Origin of the sequence: Streptomyces mirabilis, assembly GCF_039503195.1 — a bacterium.
Taxonomy (GTDB): Bacteria; Actinomycetota; Actinomycetes; order Streptomycetales; family Streptomycetaceae; genus Streptomyces; species Streptomyces mirabilis_D.
The window spans coordinates 7191105-7209791 of sequence record NZ_JBCJKP010000001.1; the positions used below are offsets into that span (position 1 = coordinate 7191105).

At 69.5% G+C, this 18687-nt stretch carries 17 protein-coding genes and 5 tRNA genes; 12 read left to right on the top strand and 10 right to left on the bottom strand.

Translation table 11 applies throughout. The annotated features are described in order from the left end of the window. Nucleotides 1–29 precede the first annotated feature (29 nt). The gene (locus AAFF41_RS33065) at nucleotides 30–224 is read left to right on the top strand and encodes an acyl-CoA carboxylase subunit epsilon (RefSeq protein ID WP_319747141.1); all 195 of its coding nucleotides are present in this window, start codon (nucleotides 30–32) and stop codon (nucleotides 222–224) included. A gap of 154 nt (nucleotides 225–378) precedes the next feature. Here AAFF41_RS33065 and AAFF41_RS33070 read toward each other — a convergent pair whose 3' ends face one another. The 8 genes from AAFF41_RS33070 to AAFF41_RS33105 all read right to left on the bottom strand — a co-directional run bounded on the left by AAFF41_RS33070 (nucleotide 379) and on the right by AAFF41_RS33105 (nucleotide 10866). Then, entirely contained in the window at nucleotides 379–960 is a 582-nt protein-coding gene (locus tag AAFF41_RS33070; protein ID WP_026248371.1) for a GTP-binding protein, read from the bottom strand. Further along, nucleotides 941–1531, bottom strand: coding sequence for a DUF742 domain-containing protein (locus AAFF41_RS33075; protein WP_054235413.1), 591 nt, complete (start codon nucleotides 1529–1531; stop codon nucleotides 941–943). The genes AAFF41_RS33070 and AAFF41_RS33075 overlap by 20 nt, the downstream gene beginning before the upstream one ends. A 94-nt stretch (nucleotides 1532–1625) precedes the next feature. Next, entirely contained in the window at nucleotides 1626–2039 is a 414-nt protein-coding gene (locus AAFF41_RS33080; RefSeq protein WP_054235443.1) for a roadblock/LC7 domain-containing protein, read from the bottom strand. Nucleotides 2040–2049: 10 nt separating this feature from the next. Continuing rightward, nucleotides 2050–5274: a sensor histidine kinase gene (locus AAFF41_RS33085; RefSeq protein ID WP_319747143.1), complete on the bottom strand. Its 3225-nt coding sequence runs from the start codon at nucleotides 5272–5274 to the stop codon at nucleotides 2050–2052. Nucleotides 5275–5624: 350 nt separating this feature from the next. Continuing rightward, complete coding sequence (locus AAFF41_RS33090; RefSeq protein ID WP_054235412.1) at nucleotides 5625–6200, bottom strand: GTP-binding protein; 576 nt, start codon at nucleotides 6198–6200, stop codon at nucleotides 5625–5627. Beyond that, on the bottom strand, nucleotides 6181–6579 hold the full coding sequence (locus tag AAFF41_RS33095) for a DUF742 domain-containing protein (RefSeq protein WP_054235411.1): 399 nt from the start codon (nucleotides 6577–6579) through the stop codon (nucleotides 6181–6183). Before AAFF41_RS33095 ends, AAFF41_RS33090 begins: the two co-directional genes overlap by 20 nt. 111 nt (nucleotides 6580–6690) lie before the next feature. Next, entirely contained in the window at nucleotides 6691–7104 is a 414-nt protein-coding gene (locus tag AAFF41_RS33100; RefSeq protein ID WP_010984127.1) for a roadblock/LC7 domain-containing protein, read from the bottom strand. Between the two features lie 9 nt (nucleotides 7105–7113). Then, nucleotides 7114–10866, bottom strand: coding sequence for a sensor histidine kinase (locus AAFF41_RS33105; RefSeq protein ID WP_319747145.1), 3753 nt, complete (start codon nucleotides 10864–10866; stop codon nucleotides 7114–7116). A gap of 598 nt (nucleotides 10867–11464) precedes the next feature. Between AAFF41_RS33105 and AAFF41_RS33110 the strand changes: the two genes are divergently transcribed. The 10 genes from AAFF41_RS33110 to AAFF41_RS33155 all read left to right on the top strand — a co-directional run bounded on the left by AAFF41_RS33110 (nucleotide 11465) and on the right by AAFF41_RS33155 (nucleotide 16190). Beyond that, nucleotides 11465–11653 (top strand): hypothetical protein, encoded by a 189-nt coding sequence (locus tag AAFF41_RS33110; protein WP_097286380.1) that lies wholly within the window; start codon nucleotides 11465–11467, stop codon nucleotides 11651–11653. A gap of 440 nt (nucleotides 11654–12093) precedes the next feature. Beyond that, on the top strand, nucleotides 12094–12882 hold the full coding sequence (locus AAFF41_RS33115; RefSeq protein ID WP_319747147.1) for a fumarylacetoacetate hydrolase family protein: 789 nt from the start codon (nucleotides 12094–12096) through the stop codon (nucleotides 12880–12882). Then, the gene (gene gltX, locus AAFF41_RS33120; RefSeq protein ID WP_319747150.1) at nucleotides 12875–14350 is read left to right on the top strand and encodes a glutamate--tRNA ligase; all 1476 of its coding nucleotides are present in this window, start codon (nucleotides 12875–12877) and stop codon (nucleotides 14348–14350) included. The genes AAFF41_RS33115 and gltX overlap by 8 nt, the downstream gene beginning before the upstream one ends. Nucleotides 14351–14522: 172 nt before the next feature. Next, nucleotides 14523–14804, top strand: coding sequence for a T9SS type B sorting domain-containing protein (locus AAFF41_RS33125; RefSeq protein ID WP_319747152.1), 282 nt, complete (start codon nucleotides 14523–14525; stop codon nucleotides 14802–14804). 36 nt (nucleotides 14805–14840) lie between these two features. Further along, on the top strand, nucleotides 14841–15572 hold the full coding sequence (locus AAFF41_RS33130; RefSeq protein ID WP_319747155.1) for an HAD family hydrolase: 732 nt from the start codon (nucleotides 14841–14843) through the stop codon (nucleotides 15570–15572). Nucleotides 15573–15661: 89 nt separating this feature from the next. Beyond that, nucleotides 15662–15733, top strand: a tRNA-Gln gene (locus AAFF41_RS33135). Between the two features lie 42 nt (nucleotides 15734–15775). Continuing rightward, nucleotides 15776–15848, top strand: a tRNA-Glu gene (locus tag AAFF41_RS33140). 62 nt (nucleotides 15849–15910) lie between these two features. Next, a tRNA-Glu gene (locus AAFF41_RS33145) sits at nucleotides 15911–15983 on the top strand. Nucleotides 15984–16016: 33 nt separating this feature from the next. Then, a tRNA-Gln gene (locus AAFF41_RS33150) sits at nucleotides 16017–16088 on the top strand. Between the two features lie 29 nt (nucleotides 16089–16117). Then, nucleotides 16118–16190: transfer RNA gene (locus AAFF41_RS33155), tRNA-Glu, on the top strand. 101 nt (nucleotides 16191–16291) lie between these two features. On the opposite strand, the gene AAFF41_RS33160 is transcribed toward AAFF41_RS33155, so the two are convergent. Next, nucleotides 16292–16936 (bottom strand): MerR family transcriptional regulator, encoded by a 645-nt coding sequence (locus tag AAFF41_RS33160; RefSeq protein ID WP_319747157.1) that lies wholly within the window; start codon nucleotides 16934–16936, stop codon nucleotides 16292–16294. An 81-nt stretch (nucleotides 16937–17017) separates the two neighbouring features. Here AAFF41_RS33160 and AAFF41_RS33165 point away from each other — a divergent pair, with 81 nt between their 5' ends. After that, on the top strand, nucleotides 17018–17551 hold the full coding sequence (locus AAFF41_RS33165; protein WP_054235403.1) for a DUF4188 domain-containing protein: 534 nt from the start codon (nucleotides 17018–17020) through the stop codon (nucleotides 17549–17551). Between the two features lie 281 nt (nucleotides 17552–17832). Here the strand turns inward: AAFF41_RS33165 and ndgR are convergent, their stop codons facing one another. Beyond that, nucleotides 17833–18549: an IclR family transcriptional regulator NdgR gene (ndgR, locus tag AAFF41_RS33170; protein ID WP_015036427.1), complete on the bottom strand. Its 717-nt coding sequence runs from the start codon at nucleotides 18547–18549 to the stop codon at nucleotides 17833–17835. Nucleotides 18550–18687 lie beyond the last annotated feature (138 nt).

Sequence of the window (18687 nt, forward strand, 5' to 3'; positions counted from 1 at the left end):
GGAAACCTCTCTCACGGAGACTGACACCTATGGACACCCCTGACATCCGCGTCGAGAAGGGCCACGCCGAGCCCGAGGAAGTCGCCGCCATCACGGCCGTCCTCCTGGCCCGCGCCGCAGCCCAGCCGGACACCACTGCGACCCACCGTGGCCGCGCGAAGGCCGGCTGGCGCCGCCTGGAGCGCGAGCCCGGCTTCCGCGCCCCGCACAGCTGGCACGGCTAGCCTCCGGCGTTCCCCGGTACGTGAAAAGGGCCCCCTCTGAGGAGGGGGCCCTTTTCACGTACCGGGGGCTGCGCACCGTGCGGGCCGCGGGGAACCGCGCGACCAGCCACCACGAACCTTCGCTCGGCGACTGGCCCGCAAGTCCTGCGGCGTGTTACCGCAGACGTGCCATCAGGGCGTGCTCGACCAGCGTGATCAGCGCCGACTTCGCATCCGCGCGGTGCCGGGCGTCCGTCGTGATGATCGGCGTGTCGGGGCCGATCTGAAGGGCTTCACGGACCTCGTCCGGGTTGTAGGGCTGGTTGCCGTCGAAGCCGTTGAGGGCGATGACGAACGGCAGGCCGCTGTTCTCGAAGTAGTCGACCGCGGGGAAGCAGTCGGCCAGACGGCGGGTGTCGACTAGGACGATCGCGCCGATGGCGCCGCGGACCAGGTCGTCCCACATGAACCAGAAGCGGTCCTGACCGGGGGTGCCGAACAGGTACAGGATCAGGTCCTGGTCCAGGGTGATGCGGCCGAAGTCCATGGCGACGGTGGTCGTCGTCTTGTCTCCGGTGTGCGTGAGGTCGTCGATGCCCGCGGACGCGGACGTCATGACGGCCTCGGTACGCAGCGGGTTGATCTCCGAGACGGCCCCGACGAACGTGGTCTTGCCCACGCCGAAGCCGCCCGCCACCACGATCTTCGCGGACGTGGTGGAGCGGGAAGGCCCTCCGCTAGAGCTTGCGAAGTCCACTGAGCACCCTTTCGAGCAAAGTCACGTCTGGCTGGCCGCCGGCGTTCTCGTCGCCGCCGGGCTGATGGATGGCGACCAGGCCCGCCTCCGCCAAGTCGGCGACGAGAATCCTGGCCACACCGAGAGGGATCGTCAGCAGCGCCGAGATTTCGGCCACCGACTTGATCTCCCGGCAGAGGTTGCAGATCCGCTGATGCTCGGGCAACTGGCCCTGCATCTGGTGCGGTTGTGCGGTGGTGTGCACCAGCGCCTCGATGGCGAGCTGGTAGCGGGGCCTGGTGCGGCCGCCCGTCATCGCGTACGGGCGCACCAGAGGATTGTTCGACGATCCCGCGGGCGCCGCCTCGGGGGTGCGTCGCTGAGGCTGCACAGGCTGAATGCGCGGCGCCGGCGGCTGGTCGTACGGCGAGGGGCCGGGGCCCTGCGGCGCGTACGGCTGCTGGCGGCGGTGGCTTGGCGCGGAGGGGAAGTTGTATCGGTTCGGGTTCTGTGAACCGTCGCCCTGGCCCTGCCCCTGGCCGGGGCCGTACGACCAGTTGCCCGAAGACGAACCGCCTGGGGGTGTTGCCACTTTCTCCTCCTCCGACTGTGCCGGGCACCCATCACTGTGGGACCGCGTCCCGAAACCTTACGGCCCCGGGACGCCAAGACGCACGGTCTGTCTGTTAGTTGAGAAGGCTCCCTTGGAGCTCCGCTCGAAGATCCGGGGTCAGAACCGTACCGGCACGGTCCACCAGAAGGGCCATCTCGTACCCGATGAGACCGATGTCCGCTTCGGGATGTGCAAGGACCGCGAGCGAGGAACCATCAGAAATGGACATGAGGAAGAGGAATCCTCGCTCCATCTCCACAACTGTCTGGTTCACGCCGCCGCCTTCGAAGATGCGGGACGCGCCCGCGGTCAACGAGGTCAGCCCGGACGCGACGGCCGCGAGCTGGTCGGCGCGGTCACGGGGAAAGCCTTCGGACATCGCCAGAAGGAGTCCGTCGGCGGAGACCACCACCGTGTGGGACACCCCGGGGGTGTTGTCCACGAAGTTGGTGATCAACCAGTTGAGGTTCTGCGCCGCCTGGCTCATCGGGCTCACACTAACGCTCCTGGTTGTAGGTGCTGTCAGGACCGAAGCCCTGGCCGTTCGTGTCACTACCTGCATTGCGTCCCTGCTGGACGCCGCGGCGCAGGTTGCTCAGCCTGCCCCGGATGTCCTCGGGAGCGCGGGAGACCTGGGGGCCGCCCTGTGGGGTCGTTTCCGCGGTTCCCTCGACCAGATTGGCCTTGGGCACCCGCCGGGGAAGACCGGACGAGGTGACCCCGCCCGCCTTGGGCTTCTTGAGCTGCTCGGCGCGCTGCCAGCGGTTGTCGTTGGACGTACGCCAGTCGCCGTCGCCGTTGCTCCCGGTGGCCGCAGGCGGTGCCTGAACCCCCTGGGTGCCATGGTCCACGGGCCGCTGGCCGTTGGTGCCGCTCGCGGTGGATCCGCGGCGCGGCAGCCCTGCGTCGGTCAGCGCATGGGGGGCGGAGGAGGTCGGTCCCGGACGGCTGAAGCCTACGCGGTCCTGCTCACCCACGTCAGCGGCCTGCGAAGATTCCGCCTCGGGAGCGTACTCGGACGGGTAGCCGTTCCGGTACGAGTCCTGCTGCGGCCAGTCGTCCTGGTAGGACGGCTCGTCGAAGGTCGGGAAGGTGTCCGAAGCGGAACTCCGGGCTCCCGTGTGCTCCTCCTGGACCGGCTCCGCGTACGCGGGTTCCGGGTAGCCGCCGTTCGACGGGAAGTACGTCTCGTCGTACGTCCCCTGCTGCGGTTCCTCGTACCCCGTCTGCTGGTCGTACGAGGCCTGCTGCTCCTCGAAGGCACCCTGGCCGTTGTCGTACCCGGGCTGCCCGTTCCCGTAGGAGGCCTGAGCGTCGTCGTACGCGGGCTGGGGGGCCTCGAAGTCCTCCTGGTACCTCGGCGGCTCGATGGCATCCGGCTGGCCCTGTGCCTGGGCCTCCAGGGCCGCACGGCGCTCCTCACGCATCAGCGAGCGCCCGACGGGGTCCAGCTCCCGGATGTCGTCGGGGACCTCCGTGTAGCGGCTGTCGTCGAATCCGAGTTCGGCGGCGGTGCGCATCGGCTGGGCCTGGGACTGGAAGGCCTGCTCCGGCTGGAAGCTCTGCGGCTCCGGGATGATCTGCGAGACGGTGAACTCGTCGCGCTGGAGCTGCTGTTCGCCGCCGCCACCACCGTGGGTGATCGCGTCGGGGAGCATGACGAGCGAGGTCGTACCGGCCTGCTCGCCGGAGGGGCGCAGCTGGACGCGGATGCCGTGCCGGTCGGACAGCCGGCCGACCACGAACAGGCCCATGCGCTGCGAGATCGCGGCGTCCACGGTCGGGGGGTTGGCCAGCTTGTGGTTGATGTCCGCGAAGTCCTCGGCGGTGAGGCCGATGCCCTTGTCGTGGATCTCGACCATGATGCGGCCGTCGGGCAGCCGGGTCGCGGTGACGCGGACCTTGGTCTGCGGGGAGGAGAACGTGGTGGCGTTCTCCAGGAGCTCGGCGAGCAGGTGCACGAGGTCGGTCACGGCGCGGCCGTGGATCTCGGCCTCCGGGACGCCGGAGAGCTCGATGCGCTCGTACTGCTCCACCTCGGAGGAGGCGGCGCGCAGGACGTCCACGAGGGGCACCGGCTGGTCCCAGCGGCGGCCCGGCTCCTCACCGGCGAGGACGAGGAGGTTCTCGCCGTTGCGGCGCATACGGGTCGCGAGGTGGTCCAGACGGAAGAGGTTCTCCAGCTGGTCCGGGTCGGCCTCGTTGTTCTCCAGGTCGGTGATCAGGGTCAGCTGGCCCTCGATCAGGGACTGGTTGCGGCGCGACAGGTTGGTGAAGATCGCGTTGATGTTGCCTCGCAGGAGGGCCTGCTCGGCGGCGAGTCGTACGGCCTCACGGTGGACCTGGTCGAAGGCGCGGGCGACTTCGCCGATCTCGTCCGTGGTGGTGATCGGGATGGGCGTGACGCGGGTGTCGACGCGGCCCGGGTCGGTGCGCGAGAGCTGGTCGACCAGCATCGGCAGACGCTGCTCGGCGACCCCGAAGGCCGCGTTGCGCAGCTGGCGCATCGCGCGGCTCATCTGGCGGGCCATGAGCCCGGCCAGGATGAACGCGGCGAGCAGGGCGATCACGACGATGGCGCCGTTGATGTAGGCCTGGCGCTGGGCGTCGGAGGCGATGCTTCCGGCGTCGTTGACGGCCCGGTCGATGAGTTCGTTCTCGACCTGGCTGTAGCCCTGGAACTTGAGGGTGGCGGCGGCCATCCACGTCTCGGGAGTGATGCCCTGAGCGGCGAGCTGGGTGGGCGTGGCGCCGCTGGCGATCGCCTGGATCATCTTGTCCATGGCGGGCGGCGCCACGAAGGTCCCGCCCGCGGCCTCGGTCTTGCTCTTGGCCGCGGCCAGCTGGCTCTTGCCCTCGGCGGTCTTCTGCTCCATCACCGTGGTGAGCCGGGCGGCGTCCGCCTCGGTACCACCGGAGACGTACTCCTGAAGAGCGATGTTCTCCAGGTACGCGTACGAGGTGAAGGAGGTGACCTGCAGCGCGTGGTTCTTCGGGTCGGTGCTGGGCTTGACCAGCAGGTGGGTGCCGATCGAGCGCTGCAGCGACTCGGCGCCCTTGGCGAGCGCGATGGCGTACACCGAACGGCCGTAGCTCGTGATGTTGCCCGTGCCGAGGCCGAGCTCGTTCGAGAACTCCATCAGCAGGTGCTCGACGGTGACGTAGCCCTCTTCGGTCTGCACCGGGTCCATGGCCTTGGTGAAGGCGAGTTTGCGGATCTGGTCCAGCTGGGGCTCGGCCTTCACCACCAGGCTCAGCCGGCGCTCAAGACCCTGCTTGGCCGGCATGCCGACGACTTCCTTGTGGAAGGCGTCGGCCATCTGGTCGGTGGTCGCGCGGACCTTCTTGACCGTGGCGTTGTTCCGGTCGCCCTTGAGCAGTGGCTCGGCGGACACGTCACGCTCGTTGAGCAGAGCCTCCGCGTAGTCGCTGGAGGCCGCCACGATCTTGGCGACCTTCTCGGCGTCGCGGGCCTCCTGCCAGGTGTCGATCGAGTTCTTCACCTGGAAGCCGCCCATGATGAGGCCGACGATCACAGGTATGAGCAGGATCGCGTTCAGCCTGGTGGGCACACGCCAGTTACGGGGGGACAGACGACCGCCGCTCGGCGGGGGCGCCGGCGTGGGCTCCGGGACGCGCACCTGTGCGGGCGCCGCGCCGCGCGGCGGCGGGGTGAAGTTGCCCCGTGCCGACGGCTCGGGACCGTTCTTGCTTCGCCTCACTCGACCAACAACCTCTCGGCGTCGGCACCTACGTTGTGCCGCGGTGTCTCCAGCGCCCTTGACTACTGGGCAGTTCAGCGCATTCCAGCACGTCAGGCAGCGCCCTTCCAAACACTCGGAACCGCTGGTTCCGGGTGACGTATCCCCTAGATAAAACGGTCATAAAGAGCGAGCCCCGTCAAAAGACGGGGCTTTTGTGAGCACAGCGACACCGAATGACCGCGATGCGTGTCGGTGTCCACCGAATTCCATGTCGAAACGTTATGAACACTGTGGCCGACCGTGTCAAACGACACAGCCGGCTCCAATGTCCCTACGACAACTGTCTTATGAAGCTGTCGACTTGAGTGCTACCGCAGACGTGCCATGAGCGCGTGCTCGACCAGCGTGATGAGCGCGCTCTTCGCATCCGCACGGTGCCGGGCGTCCGTCGTGATGATCGGGGCGTCCGGTCCGATCTGGAGCGCCTCGCGCACCTCTTCGGGGTTGTAGGGCTGATGTCCGTCGAAGCCGTTGAGGGCGATGACGAACGGCAGGCCGCTGTTCTCGAAGTAGTCGACCGCGGGGAAGCAGTCGGCCAGACGGCGGGTGTCGACCAGGACGACGGCACCGATGGCGCCGCGGACCAGGTCGTCCCACATGAACCAGAAGCGGTCCTGACCCGGCGTACCGAAGAGGTACAGGATCAGGTCCTGGTCCAGGGTGATGCGGCCGAAGTCCATGGCGACGGTGGTCGTCGTCTTGTCTCCGGTGTGCGTGAGGTCGTCGATGCCGGCGGACGCGGACGTCATGACGGCCTCGGTGCGCAGCGGGTTGATCTCCGAGACGGCGCCGACGAACGTGGTCTTGCCCACGCCGAAGCCGCCCGCCACCACGATCTTCGCGGAGGTGGTCGTCCGACCTCCGTCAGAGCTTGCGAAGTCCACTGAGCACCCTTTCGAGCAAAGTCACGTCCGGCGCGCCGCCGTTGTTCTCATCGCCGCCAGGCTGGTGAATGGCGACGAGTCCGGCCTCCGCGAGGTCCGCGACGAGGATCCTGGCCACGCCGAGTGGCATGGACAGGAGGGCCGACACCTCGGCCACCGACTTGACCTCACGGCAAAGGTGGCAGATCCGCTGGTGCTCGGGGAGCAGCCCCATCAACTGCGCGGGGTCGGCCGTAGTGCTGATCAGCGCCTCGATGGCGAGTTGGTACCGCGGCCGGGTCCGGCCGCCGGTCATCGCGTACGGACGTACCAGCGGCTGGTCGCCCTCGTCCCCGTACGGCTGTGCGTACGGATCATGAGAGGCGGTGGGCGGGGTCATGAATCCTCCGGGCGGGACAGCAAGTCGGTCATTCGTGCCGTCTGTTGGGGCCGGTGGGGGGATTGTGGCGGCCGGACGGTGATTTCGTGCAGTCTCTAGAACCAGGGCCCTTTAGTGGAGCAGACTTCCCTGGAGTTCAGCGCGCAGGTCCGGCGTGAGTACGGCACCCGCCCGATCGACGAGCAGCGCCATCTCGTAGCCGACAAGGCCGATGTCGCACTCCGGGTGGGAGAGGACCGCCAGGGACGAGCCGTCCGAGACGGACATGAGGAAGAGGAAGCCGCGCTCCATTTCGACGACCGTCTGGGCCACCGTGCCGCCCTCGAAGATCCGGGAAGCCCCGGCGGTCAACGAGGTCAGGCCGGAGGCGACGGCCGCAAGCTGGTCGGCGCGGTCGCGTGGGAATCCTTCGGACATGGCCAGAAGGAGCCCGTCGGCGGACACGACGACGGTGTGGGACACCCCAGGGGTGTTGTCCACAAAGTTGGTGATCAACCAGTTCAGATTCTGTGCCGCCTGGCTCATCGGGCTCAACTAACGCTCCTGCTGGTGAGTGGGGCTGGGGAAGCTGCCGGTCTGGCCGGTACCGGCCTGTCGACCCTGCTGAATGCCCCTACGGAGATTGGTCAGCCGGCCGCGTACGTCATCAGGCGCACGGGAGACCTGCGGACCAGTTTGGTGCTGTTGCTGCTGTGCCGTGCCCGCGACGAGGTTGGCTCGCGGGACGCGGCGCGGCAGGCCTGAGGTGGTGACCCCGCCCGCCGACGGTTGACGGACGCGTTCTGCCTGCCGGACGAGGTCGTCGTTCGGCGAGGTGCGCCAGTTGGCGGAGGCCGGTGCGGCGGCCGGCCGTTGCGGTGGTGCTGTGGGGGTCTGAGGCGGCTGCTGCGAGGGCTGCGAGCCGTTGGTGTGGACGCCGTTGTTCTGGGCGCCGTTGTGAGCTCCGTTGGGGGAGCCGTTCTGGGAGCCGTTCGCCTGACCGTGGAACCAGTTGGTCTCCAGCGTGTCGTACAGCGGCGTACGTCCGTCACCGGGCCCCGTCGCCGGCGGCAGCGCCTCGGGCTCCTGCGGACGCGTGGGCCGCTGCTGCGGGGGCGCCGGGCGCTCGAACTGGCCGGTGGACGAGGGGTCCTGGCGGTTTCCGTAGCCGGGCGTCGCGAACTGGCCGGTCGACGAGGGGTCCTGGCCGTTGCCGTAACCCGGCCGGGCGAACTGGCCGGTGGACGACGGGTCCTGGGAGGCGCCGTAGCCGGGCGTCGCGAACTGGCCGGTGGACGACGGGTCCTGGGAGGCGCCGTAGCCCGGGGTGGCGAACTGGCCCGTGGCGGCCGGAGCCGTGCCCGAGGAGCCGTACACGTCGGGGCGGACGAACTGACCGTTGTTCTGCCCGTTGTTCTGCGGCGTGTTCATGCCGGGGCGCGGGGCGTCGAAGTCGGGACGGGGGAACCCCGCGGTGGCTGCGGGACCCTGGCGGTCGTCGATGCGCGGCATCTCCGAGGTCGCGGCCGGATCCTGCCGGTCGTCGATCCGCGGCATCCGCGAAGTGGAGTCGGGTTCCTCGTGACCACGCGGGGTGTCGAGGGACGCGCGCGGCACCGGCGGCTGCGCGTTGTCGTCGCTCCAGCTCGGCCGGGACTGCTGCGGGCTGCCACCGGGCAGCTCGGCGCGCGGACCACCGCGTCCGGGCAGCTGCGGCCTGCGACGGCCGCCGCCCTTGTTGCCCGCGGGCTGCTGCGGAGGAGTGGCCGCAGGGGCACTGCTGTCACCGAAGTCGAAGCCCTGGCGGGCCGCGGGTCCGTCGCCGAAGCCCTGGGGGGCACCGGTTCCGGCGGCCTGCAGGCCCTGCGGGCCCTGACCGAAGGCACCCGCACCGGCCGGGGCCGGCCGACCCTGGTTGCCGGGACCCTGCGGTCCACGCGCCCCACCCGGGCGACCGTCCTGGTTGCTGCCGGGGAGCGCGGCCCGCGGACCCTGACCTGCGCCGACCTGTCCGCGTTGCGCCGGGGCACCGAGCAGACCGCCACCACCGGCGGGGGCACCCGCCCCGAGGGACGGACCGCCGCCCTGGCCGCCGCGGCGGGCCGCCGCGACACCGGCCGAGGCCTGTGCGGCGGCCGGACCACCGGAACCACCCGGACCCGGCTTGCCCGGAGCCTTCTTGCCGCCCTGGGCGACATCGACGGGGAGCATGACGAGCGCGGTCGTGCCACCGGAGTCGGACGGACGCAGCTGGATGCGGATGCCGTGCCGCTGCGACAGACGACCGACCACGAACAGACCCATGCGGCGGGAGACGGAGACGTCCACGGTGGGCGGCGAGGCGAGCCGCTCGTTGATCGCGGCCAGGTCCTCGGGGGAGAGGCCGATACCGGTGTCGTGGATCTCGATCAGTACGCGGCCGTCGGGCAGCGCGTGACCGGTGACCTTGACCTTGGTCTGCGGGGAGGAGAACGAGGTGGCGTTCTCGAGGAGCTCGGCGAGCAGGTGCACGAGGTCGTTGACGACCCGGCCGGCGACCTGCGTCGTCGGGACCGAGGACAGCTCGATGCGCTCGTACTGCTCCACCTCGGAGGCGGCGGCGCGGAGCACGTCGACCAGCGGGACCGGGCGGGTCCAGCGGCGGCCGGGCTCTTCACCGGCGAGAACGAGAAGGTTCTCACCGTTACGGCGCATGCGGGTCGCGAGGTGGTCGAGCTTGAAGAGGGAGGACAGCTGGTCCGGGTCGGCCTCGCGGGACTCCAGCTCGGAGATGAGCGAGAGCTGACGCTGGATGAGGCCCTGGGAGCGGCGCGAGAGGTTGGTGAACATCGCGTTGACGTTGCCTCGCAGGAGGGCCTGCTCGGCGGCCAGTCGTACGGCCTCGCGGTGCACGTCGTCGAAGGCCGCGGCCACCTGGCCGATCTCGTCCCGCGAGTGCACACCGACGGACTCGACGGAGGTGTCGACGTCCTGCGGGTCGGACTCGGAGAGCTGCTTGACCAGCTCGGGCAGACGGTCCTGGGCGACCTTGGTCGCGGTGTCCTGGAGCCGGCGCAGCGAGCGGATCATGGAGCGGGCCACGACGAAGGCGCCGACCAGCGAGACGCCGAGGACCAGCAGGATCAGCGCACCGGAGATGATCGCTTCCTGCTGGGAGGCGTTCTTCAGCTCACGGGCCTTCTGCTCCATCTGGTTGAGCAGCGTCAGCTCGATCTTCGACATCTGCTCGATCTTGGCCGTGTCGTCGTCGACCCAGTCCTTGTACGAGCGCTTGTCCTGGGTGTTCAGACCGCCCGTCGAGCCGAGTACGCGGTTGGAGTACGCGTCGGCGGCCTGGATGGTCGGGTTGCCCTGGTCGATCGGCTTGGTGAGGTCTTCCGCGCCGGAGCCGTAGATGCTCGCGAAGCTGGTGCGCTCGGAGGCCTCACTGTCCTGCGCGGAGTTCGCGTACAGCCGGTCGTTCTCGGAGAGCTGGCCGAAGGTCGTGTTGCCCGCGGGCAGCGCGGCGGCGATGACGGCGCGCTGGACGGAGGCGTACTCCTTGGCGGAGGAGAAGGCCGACAGGGCGCGGGTGCGCGAGATCATCTCCGGGTTGCTGGTCGCCTCGGCCATGTCCTGGGAGAGGCTGATCAGCTGCGTGATGAGGCGGTGGTACCCGTCGACCGTCTGCGAGGAGTTCTTGGGGTCGCTGTAGGCGCCGTTGCGGATGGTGTTCAGCTTGTTCAGCTCGCCCGCGATGGCCACGAGGCTGTCACGGACACCGGTGAGCTGTCCGTTCGCGCTGGCGGTGTCGATCTCCTGCGTGCCGGTGATGAACTGCTGCTTGGCGACGTCCGTCGCGTCGCGGACACCCTTGACCGTGATGTCGTTGGGCTTCGCGCCGTGCGCGAGCGGGCCGGCCGACTGGTCGCGCTCCTTCTGGAGGGCGGCGGCGAGCTCGGTCGCCTGCTTGGTCATGTCGGTCAGCAGCTTCATGTTGTCGAGCTGCTGGATGTCGTCCATCGACTGGTTGATGCGCAGGGCACCCAGGGTGGTCGCGGCGACCACGGGGAGCGCGAGCAGCGACACCAGACGCGTGGAGATGCGCCAGTTGCGCAGAGCTATTCGGGAGCCGGGGCCGGGGGGACCCTTCGGCTTCGCGGGTGGTTGGTCGGGAGCCGTCGCGCCGGGGCGCGCGGAGCGCTCACCGCCGCCGAGTTCTGATTGTCCCGGGTTCTGGGCGTGCTGGGGCGAGGAACCGCGGTCGGTCCCGCCGTGCGGCTCCGGCTCCGCCGAAGCGCTGCCATCCCTCTTGAAACGTCCCTGCACTAGCGTCGCAACCTCTGGACCAGGCGCCCCTCCGCGGAAACGGCGGGACGGTGTCGGCGTCGTTCAGGGGCGCAGATACGCCCCCAGGTGTGGTCGTGAGTGACCGGCGCTGCTCCCCCTTCCCGCCGCCACCCGGCGCTGAGTCGCGCCCCCTGTGCGCCGGTTGGATCCCGCGGCGGTCCGTGGAATTCCAGCACAGTGCAGGATCTCCAACAAGGCCCGTGTACCAGGCTGTGACCACCGTGACACCTTGTGAGGGATGCGTTACGAGACGTAGAAAGTGATCTCGTACATAAGGGGCGTATGCCTACGAGCCATGGGTGTGCGAGGGGTGTCCCAGTCGCGATGATCAGGAGCGGAATGGTGGGTTCAGTGGAGCAATGTCCGTTTCGTCGAGGTGAGTCGACGGCCTGAATTGACCGGTTTGCCTGCTAGTAAGTGAGCAAACTCACATGGCGATCATGAGGTCTTCACGGCTCCGACCGGGAATTGCATGTTTAGCCTGACGCTTTACATGGATGGCAAATCCGACAACCCGCGCCGACCAGGCGGTCCTTGACCTCCCGCGGCGCCCACCACCACGAGGTCTAGGACAACAGTGAAGACGACCATGATGTTCCGCAACATAGCCAACCCGCGACGCACCACGCTGGCGCACCTCGAGGACGCCGACGCGCTGCAGACGCCGGAGCAGCCGGAGCACTCGGTCGACCTCCCCACCCAGACCGCCAACCCCCGCCGCACCATCCTGATGGAAGCCCCGGTCGCGGCTGCCGTCGCCGAGTAGTACGCACGCGGACCGCCGCCGACTCACCGCGCCGGGGCCGGCCGCCGCGCAGGGCCGAGCGTCGCGCGACGCGGGTGGCTGATGGGCCGCCAGGCGCCGATCGCCGACGGACGGCACGCATGGTCGCCGGTCGCCCCGCGCGCACGGTCGGCGGCCGGCCGCCTCCTACGGCCGATGGCCGGAGGCATGGGGAGGACGGCCCCCGGCGCTGGTGGCCGGCGGCGCACAGCCAACCGGCACACACGGCGGGCAGCCGCCGGAGCGCACGGCTTGCGGCCCACCGGCGCGCACGGCGGGCAGCCGCCCGGCACACACGATGGTCAGCCGTCGGCGCACAGGGCTTGCGGCCCACCGGCGGATATACGCGAGGCGTGCCCCCTTCCCCGCGTTAGCCTGGAGCGTCAGACTCCAGCCAGCTCAGTGAGGGGCGCAAGGATCCCGTGCGCATCGCCAGGTTCTCCATCGACGGCAACGTCGCTTTCGGCGCGGTCGAGGGCGACAAGCCGGACGAGCTCGTCCTCGACATCATCAAGGGCATTCCGTTCGCGGACTTCGAGCTCTCCGGTACGAAGGTCCCGCTGAGCAAGGTGCGGCTGCTGCCGCCGGTGCTCCCCAACAAGGTCGTGGCCTTCGGCCGCAACTACGCGGAGCACGCGAAGGAACTCGGCAACGAGGTGCCCGACGCTCCGTTCGCCTTCTTCAAGCCGTCGACCTCGGTGATCGGCTCCGGCGACGAGATCCAGTACCCCTCCTTCTCCAGCGAGCTGCACCACGAGGCCGAGCTCGCCGTGGTCATCGGCCGCATGTGCCGCGAGGTCCCGCGCGAGCGCGTCAAGGACGTCATCCTCGGTTACACCTGCGCCAACGACGTCACCGCGCGTGACGTCCAGAAGCGCGAGAAGCAGTGGGCCCGGGCCAAGGGCTTCGACAACTCCTGCCCGCTCGGCCCCTGGGTGGAGACGGACCTCGACCTCGCCGCGATCGCCGAGGGCATCACGATCCAGTGCACGGTCAACGGCGCGCAGCGCCAGCTCGGCCGCACCAGCGAGATGATCCACTCCGTCGAGGACCTGATCGTCAACATCACCGAGGCCATGACGCTGCTCCCCGGCGACGTGATCCTCACCGGCACCCCGGCTGGGGTCGGCCCCCTGAACGTCGGCGACGAGGTCGCCGTCACCATCGAAGGCATCGGCACTCTCACCAACAAGGTGATCAAGCGTGGCTAACGCGACCGTCCGCGTACGTTTCTGTCCGTCCCCGACCGGCAACCCCCACGTGGGCCTGGTCCGCACCGCCCTGTTCAACTGGGCGTTCGCCCGGCACAACGAAGGCACTCTGGTCTTCCGCATCGAGGACACCGACGCGGCCCGCGACTCCGAGGAGTCGTACAACCAGCTGCTCGACTCGATGCGCTGGCTGGGCTTCGACTGGGACGAGGGCCCCGAGATCGGCGGCCCGCACGCGCCGTACCGCCAGTCGCAGCGCATGGACATCTACAAGGATGTCGCCCAGAAGCTGCTGGACGCCGGCCACGCGTACCCCTGCTACTGCTCCACCGAGGAGCTGGACACCCGCCGCGAGGCCGCCCGCGCCGCCGGCAAGCCCTCCGGCTACGACGGCCACTGCCGCGACCTCACCGACGAGCAGAAGGCCGCCTACGTGGCCGAGGGCCGCACGCCCATCGTCCGCTTCCGGATGCCCGACGAGGCGATCACCTTCACGGACCTGGTGCGCGGCGAGATCACCTACCTCCCGGAGAACGTTCCGGACTACGGCATCGTCCGGGCGAACGGCGCGCCGCTCTACACGCTGGTCAACCCGGTCGACGACGCCCTGATGGAGATCACCCACGTCCTGCGCGGTGAGGACCTGCTCTCCTCCACCCCGCGGCAGATCGCCCTCTACAAGGCGCTGATCGAGCTGGGCATCGCCAAGGAGACCCCCGCCTTCGGCCACCTGCCGTACGTCATGGGCGAGGGCAACAAGAAGCTCTCCAAGCGTGACCCGGAGTCCTCGCTCAACCTCTACAGGGAGCGCGGTTTCCTTCCCGAGGGCCTGCTGAACTACCTCTCCCTGCTCGGCTGGTCGCTCTCGGCGGACCGCGACATCTTCTCCATCGAGGAGATGGTCGCCGCCTTCGACGTCACGGACGTGAACCCGAACCCGGCTCGCTTCGACCTGAAGAAGTGCGAGGCGATCAACGCCGACCACATCCGCCTGCTCGACGTGAAGGACTTCACCGAGCGCTGCGCCCCGTGGCTGCGGGCCCCGTTCGCCCCCTGGGCGCCGGAGAACTTCGACGAGGCGAAGTGGCAGGCGATCGCCCCGTACGCCCAGTCGCGGATGAAGGTCCTCTCCGAGATCACGGACAACGTCGACTTCCTGTTCCTGCCGGAGCCGGCCGTCGACGAGGCCTCCTGGACGAAGGCCATGAAGGAGGGCAGCGACGCCCTGCTCCGCACGGCCCGCGAGAAGCTGGACGCCGCCGACTGGTCCTCCCCGGAGTCCCTCAAGGAGGCCGTCCTGGCCGCCGGTGAGGAGCACGGCCTCAAGCTCGGCAAGGCCCAGGCGCCGGTCCGCGTCGCCGTCACCGGCCGCACGGTGGGCCTGCCGCTCTTCGAGTCCCTGCAGATCCTGGGCAAGGAGAAGACGCTGGCCCGGGTCGACGCCGCACTGGAGCGGCTCGCCGCGTAGGCACATGGTGTACGCACAGGGGGGCGGTGTCCGGTTCGGACGCCGCCCCCCTTGTGTGCGCCGACCCATCACCTGGAGTTCACCATTCCTGTCAACTCCCGCTCCGGCGGGCCAGTTGTATCTCCCCCGTGCTCATGACGCGTCTGTGCACCATGTTTCAGGGGAGGGGAACGTGACCCGTCCACGAAGACTTGCCGCAGTGGCCCTCAGCGGGGCCGCGGCCCTGTCGTGCGCCGTGCTCACCGCGCCCGCGCACGCCGCGCCGAGCGTCGACACACCCGTGGCCACCGTCCAGCTGGGCTCCACCGCCGCCGCGGTCCGCCCCGCCTGGGACGCCCGTACGGACTCCGGCGCCTTCGTTCCGTCCGGCACCTACGCCTGGAAGCTGACCGCCGAGCCGCGCGACGGCCCGGGGCCGGCCCACGCTCTGACGGGTACGACCACGGCCGGCTGAGGGACAGCCGCCCGCGCCCGGGGATACGGTCGGTGCATGAGCATCGACGCGGTGGTCTGGGACATCGACGACACGATCTTCGACTACACGGCCGCGGACAGGGCGGGCATGCGGAACCATCTGGCGGCCGAGGGCCTGCTCGGCGGCGCGTCCGTCGAGCAGGCCCTCGCGCGCTGGCGCGAGGTCACCGACGCGCAGTGGGCGCGGTTCTCGGCGGGTGAGACGGACTGGCAGGGCCAGCGCAGGGAACGCGTGAGGGTGTTCCTGGAGGAGCCGTTGAGCGACACCGAGGCCGACGCGTGGTTCGACCGTTACATCACGCACTACGAGTCCGCCTGGAGCCTCTTCCCGGACGTCCTGCCCGTCCTGGACAGCCTCGTCGCCAGCCACCGACACGCGGTCCTGTCCAACTCCAGCCTCCTCGTGCAGGACCGCAAGCTGCGGGTCCTCGGTGTGCACGACCGCTTCGAGGCGATCCTGTGCGCCGCCGAGCTCGGCGTCTCCAAGCCCGCCGCGGCCGCCTTCCACGCGGCCTGCGAAGCCCTGGAACTGCCGCCGCATCGGGTCGCCTACGTCGGTGACCACCCGGAGATCGACGGACGGGGCGCCGCCGAGGCCGGCCTGCTCTCCGTCTGGATCGACCGGGACGGCACTCACGCCGCCGCAGGTGATCCGCCGACGGGTCCGCACCGGATCGCCTCGCTGGCCGAACTCCCCGCGATCCTCGGCGCCGATACCCGTTTTGGAGCGTCGTCCACCTTCAGGTAATGTTCTTCCTGCGCCGCCGAGAGCGGGCCGAAAGGCCGGGACTCGGAGGCGCTAGCTAAAACAAGATCCCGCAAGGGATTGAGTTTCAGTGGCCTATGGTGTAATTGGCAGCACGACGGTTTCTGGTTCCGTTAGTCTAGGTTCGAGTCCTGGTAGGCCAGCTCGCAGAGCTCATCTGCAAATGCGGAGATCAACTCCGCAACGCCCCCGTTGTGTAGCGGCCTAGCACGCTGCCCTCTCACGGCAGTAGCGCCGGTTCGAATCCGGTCGGGGGTACAGATCCTTCCCAGGAAGACAGTCCGGGTCGCACCCGCTGTCTCTCATGCAGGATCGCTAGGGCCCCCGTTGTGTAGCGGCCTAGCACGCCGCCCTCTCAAGGCGGTAGCGCCGGTTCGAATCCGGTCGGGGGTACTGGTCTAAACCATTTAATGGTCTAAACCACCATGGGCTATGGTGTAATTGGCAACACTCCGGTTTCTGGTACCGTCATTCTAGGTTCGAGTCCTGGTAGCCCAGCTCGGATCTGCGGAAACGCAAGATCCAAGGCCCCCGTTGTGTAGCGGCCTAGCACGCCGCCCTCTCAAGGCGGTAGCGCCGGTTCGAATCCGGTCGGGGGTACAGAGTCCTACGGGCCTCCACTTCGGTGGGGGCCCGTAGGCGTTTCCCGGCCGGTCCCGCACCCCGTCGTACGGCCCGACGTGCCCTGCCCGTACGACCGCTCACTCGATGCCGTACCGCCGCGCCGACTCCTGCTCCTGCGCCAGCCGGTGCAGCGCCCGCAGCACCGGCTCGAAGAGCACGGCCGAGGCGACCGCGGTCTCCACCCGCTCCGCGTCGGACGTGTGCGTCTCCAGGTAGTCCAGGTCCCGCATCGCCACCTGGTGCATCAACTCCGCGTACGGCGCCAGGAGTTCGGCGTCCCAGGAATAGCCGAGTCGGATCAGCGTGGCCACCGCCGCCACCAGCGAACGGTGCACGGGGGAGAGGGGTGCGAGCTCCCGTGCGGTCTCCCAGCCCAGGTCCGCCAGCAGTTGGTCCACCTCGCGGCGCGCGGACCGGACGGCCGGGTCCTGATCGTCCGGTTCGGGCTCCTGCGGCAGCGCCCACAGGGCCGCGCCGAGCCGGATCGTCCGGCCCAGGGACTCGTCGTCGATGTGTCCGAGAACCTCCCGGGCCGTGGCCACCGGCACCCGGCCCACCTGGATCAGCGCCCGCACCAGCCGCAGCCGGCGCAGATGGCTCTCGTCGTAGTCGGCCGTCGTCGTGTTGACCTGGCGCCCGGGAGCCAACAACCCTTCCCGCAGGTAGTACTTGATCGTCGCGGTGGACACCCCGCTCCGCTCGCTCAACTCCGACAGCCGCATCTCTTGCGCCCTTCCTTGGGTGGCGTCACTATCCAAGCATGGCGCCATCGGATAGCGCCGCTCGCCAACGGAAGGGACGAGATGTCCGGTACCCGGGTGACCGCAGGCCGTACCACCGCAGCAGCCGAGGGGGACGTGGTCGTCCTGCTGATCGGCATGCGCGTCAACCACTTCTGGGCGGTGCACCAGTGGGTGCCGGTGTTCTTCGCCATGCTGCGCATGGTGCGGGACCTGGAGAAGGACGGCAGTCGGGGCCTGCTCGGCCGCGTCCTGCTGACGGCGTCACCACGGACGTACTACGTCGTCCAGTACTGGGAGTCCAAGGAGAAGCTGTACGCGTACGCGTCGGCGCCCGACATGTTCCACCACAAGGTGTGGGCGATCATCAACCGCAAGGAACGGGCGGGGAAGGTGCGGCAGCACGTGGGGATCTGGCACGAGGCGTATGTGGTGCCGGAGGGGTCGTACGAGTCGATCTACGCGGACATGCCGCCCTTCGGGCTCGCGGCCGCGTACGGGGCGTTGCCCGTGGAGAAGCGGGGGCGGCGGGCGGCGGACCGGTTCGCTCATCGGTCGCCCAAGGCGGGAGCTGAGGCCGGGGGAGTGGCGGGTTGACCGGATGGTGCGGGTCGGCTGCGGGTGGTTGCGCCCCGCGCCCCTGGGGGTGACCGTCGGTCGGTCTCTGCGGGTTGTGTGTGGCTGAGCGCGCAGTTCCTCGCGTCCCTGGGGGCGATGGCTGATCGGGCTGTGCGGGTTGTGCGTGGTTGAGCGCGCAGTTCCTCGCGTCCCTGGGGGCGGAGCAGGGAGGGAGGTGTTCGGGGGTGAGCCTGCCGCGGCGTTGAGGCCGGCTCGTCCCCCGGTGTCGTGCTGGACCGGTGTCGTACTGGAGGTGTGGCTCAGCCGGTGCGGCGGAGGGCCTCGGAGAGGCGGGCGGCGGCGTCGATGACCGCCTGGGCGTGCATACGGCCAGGGTGCCGGGTCAGGCGCTCGATCGGACCGGAGACCGAGACGGCGGCGACCACCCGGTTCGAGGGTCCGCGCACCGGCGCGGAGACCGACGCGACGCCCGGCTCGCGCTCGCCGATCGACTGGGCCCAGCCCCGGCGCCGTACGCCCGAGAGCGCCGTGGCGGTGAAGCGGGCGCCCTGGAGACCGCGGTGCAGACGCTCCGGCTCCTCCCAGGCCATCAGGATCTGCGCCGAGGAACCGGCCTTCATCGTGAGCGTCGAGCCGACCGGGACCGTGTCCCGAAGGCCGGACAGGCGCTCGGCCGCGGCGACGCAGATGCGCATGTCGCCCTGGCGGCGGTAGAGCTGGGCGCTCTCGCCCGTGACGTCGCGCAGGTGCGTGAGCACCGGGCCGGCCGTCGCGAGGAGGCGGTCCTCGCCCGCGGCCGCGGCCAGTTCGGCGAGGCGGGGGCCGAGAATGAAACGGCCCTGCATGTCACGCGCCACCATGCGGTGGTGTTCGAGTGCCACGGCGAGGCGATGTGCCGTGGGTCGTGCCAGTCCGGTCGCCGCGACCAGTCCCGCGAGGGTGGCCGGACCGGACTCCAGAGCGCTCAGGACAAGGGCTGCCTTGTCCAGAACGCCGACGCCGCTACTGTTGTCCATGCAACGATACTCGCGTCTCACTCTGTGAAACGCAAGTTCAATTTTCGGTGGAACGCGCCACCCTTGTAGACACAGCGGCCCGCGGACCAACGGGCCCGGTGGAGGGCGTCCGGACGAGGGGTGCGGATGCCGCCGCCC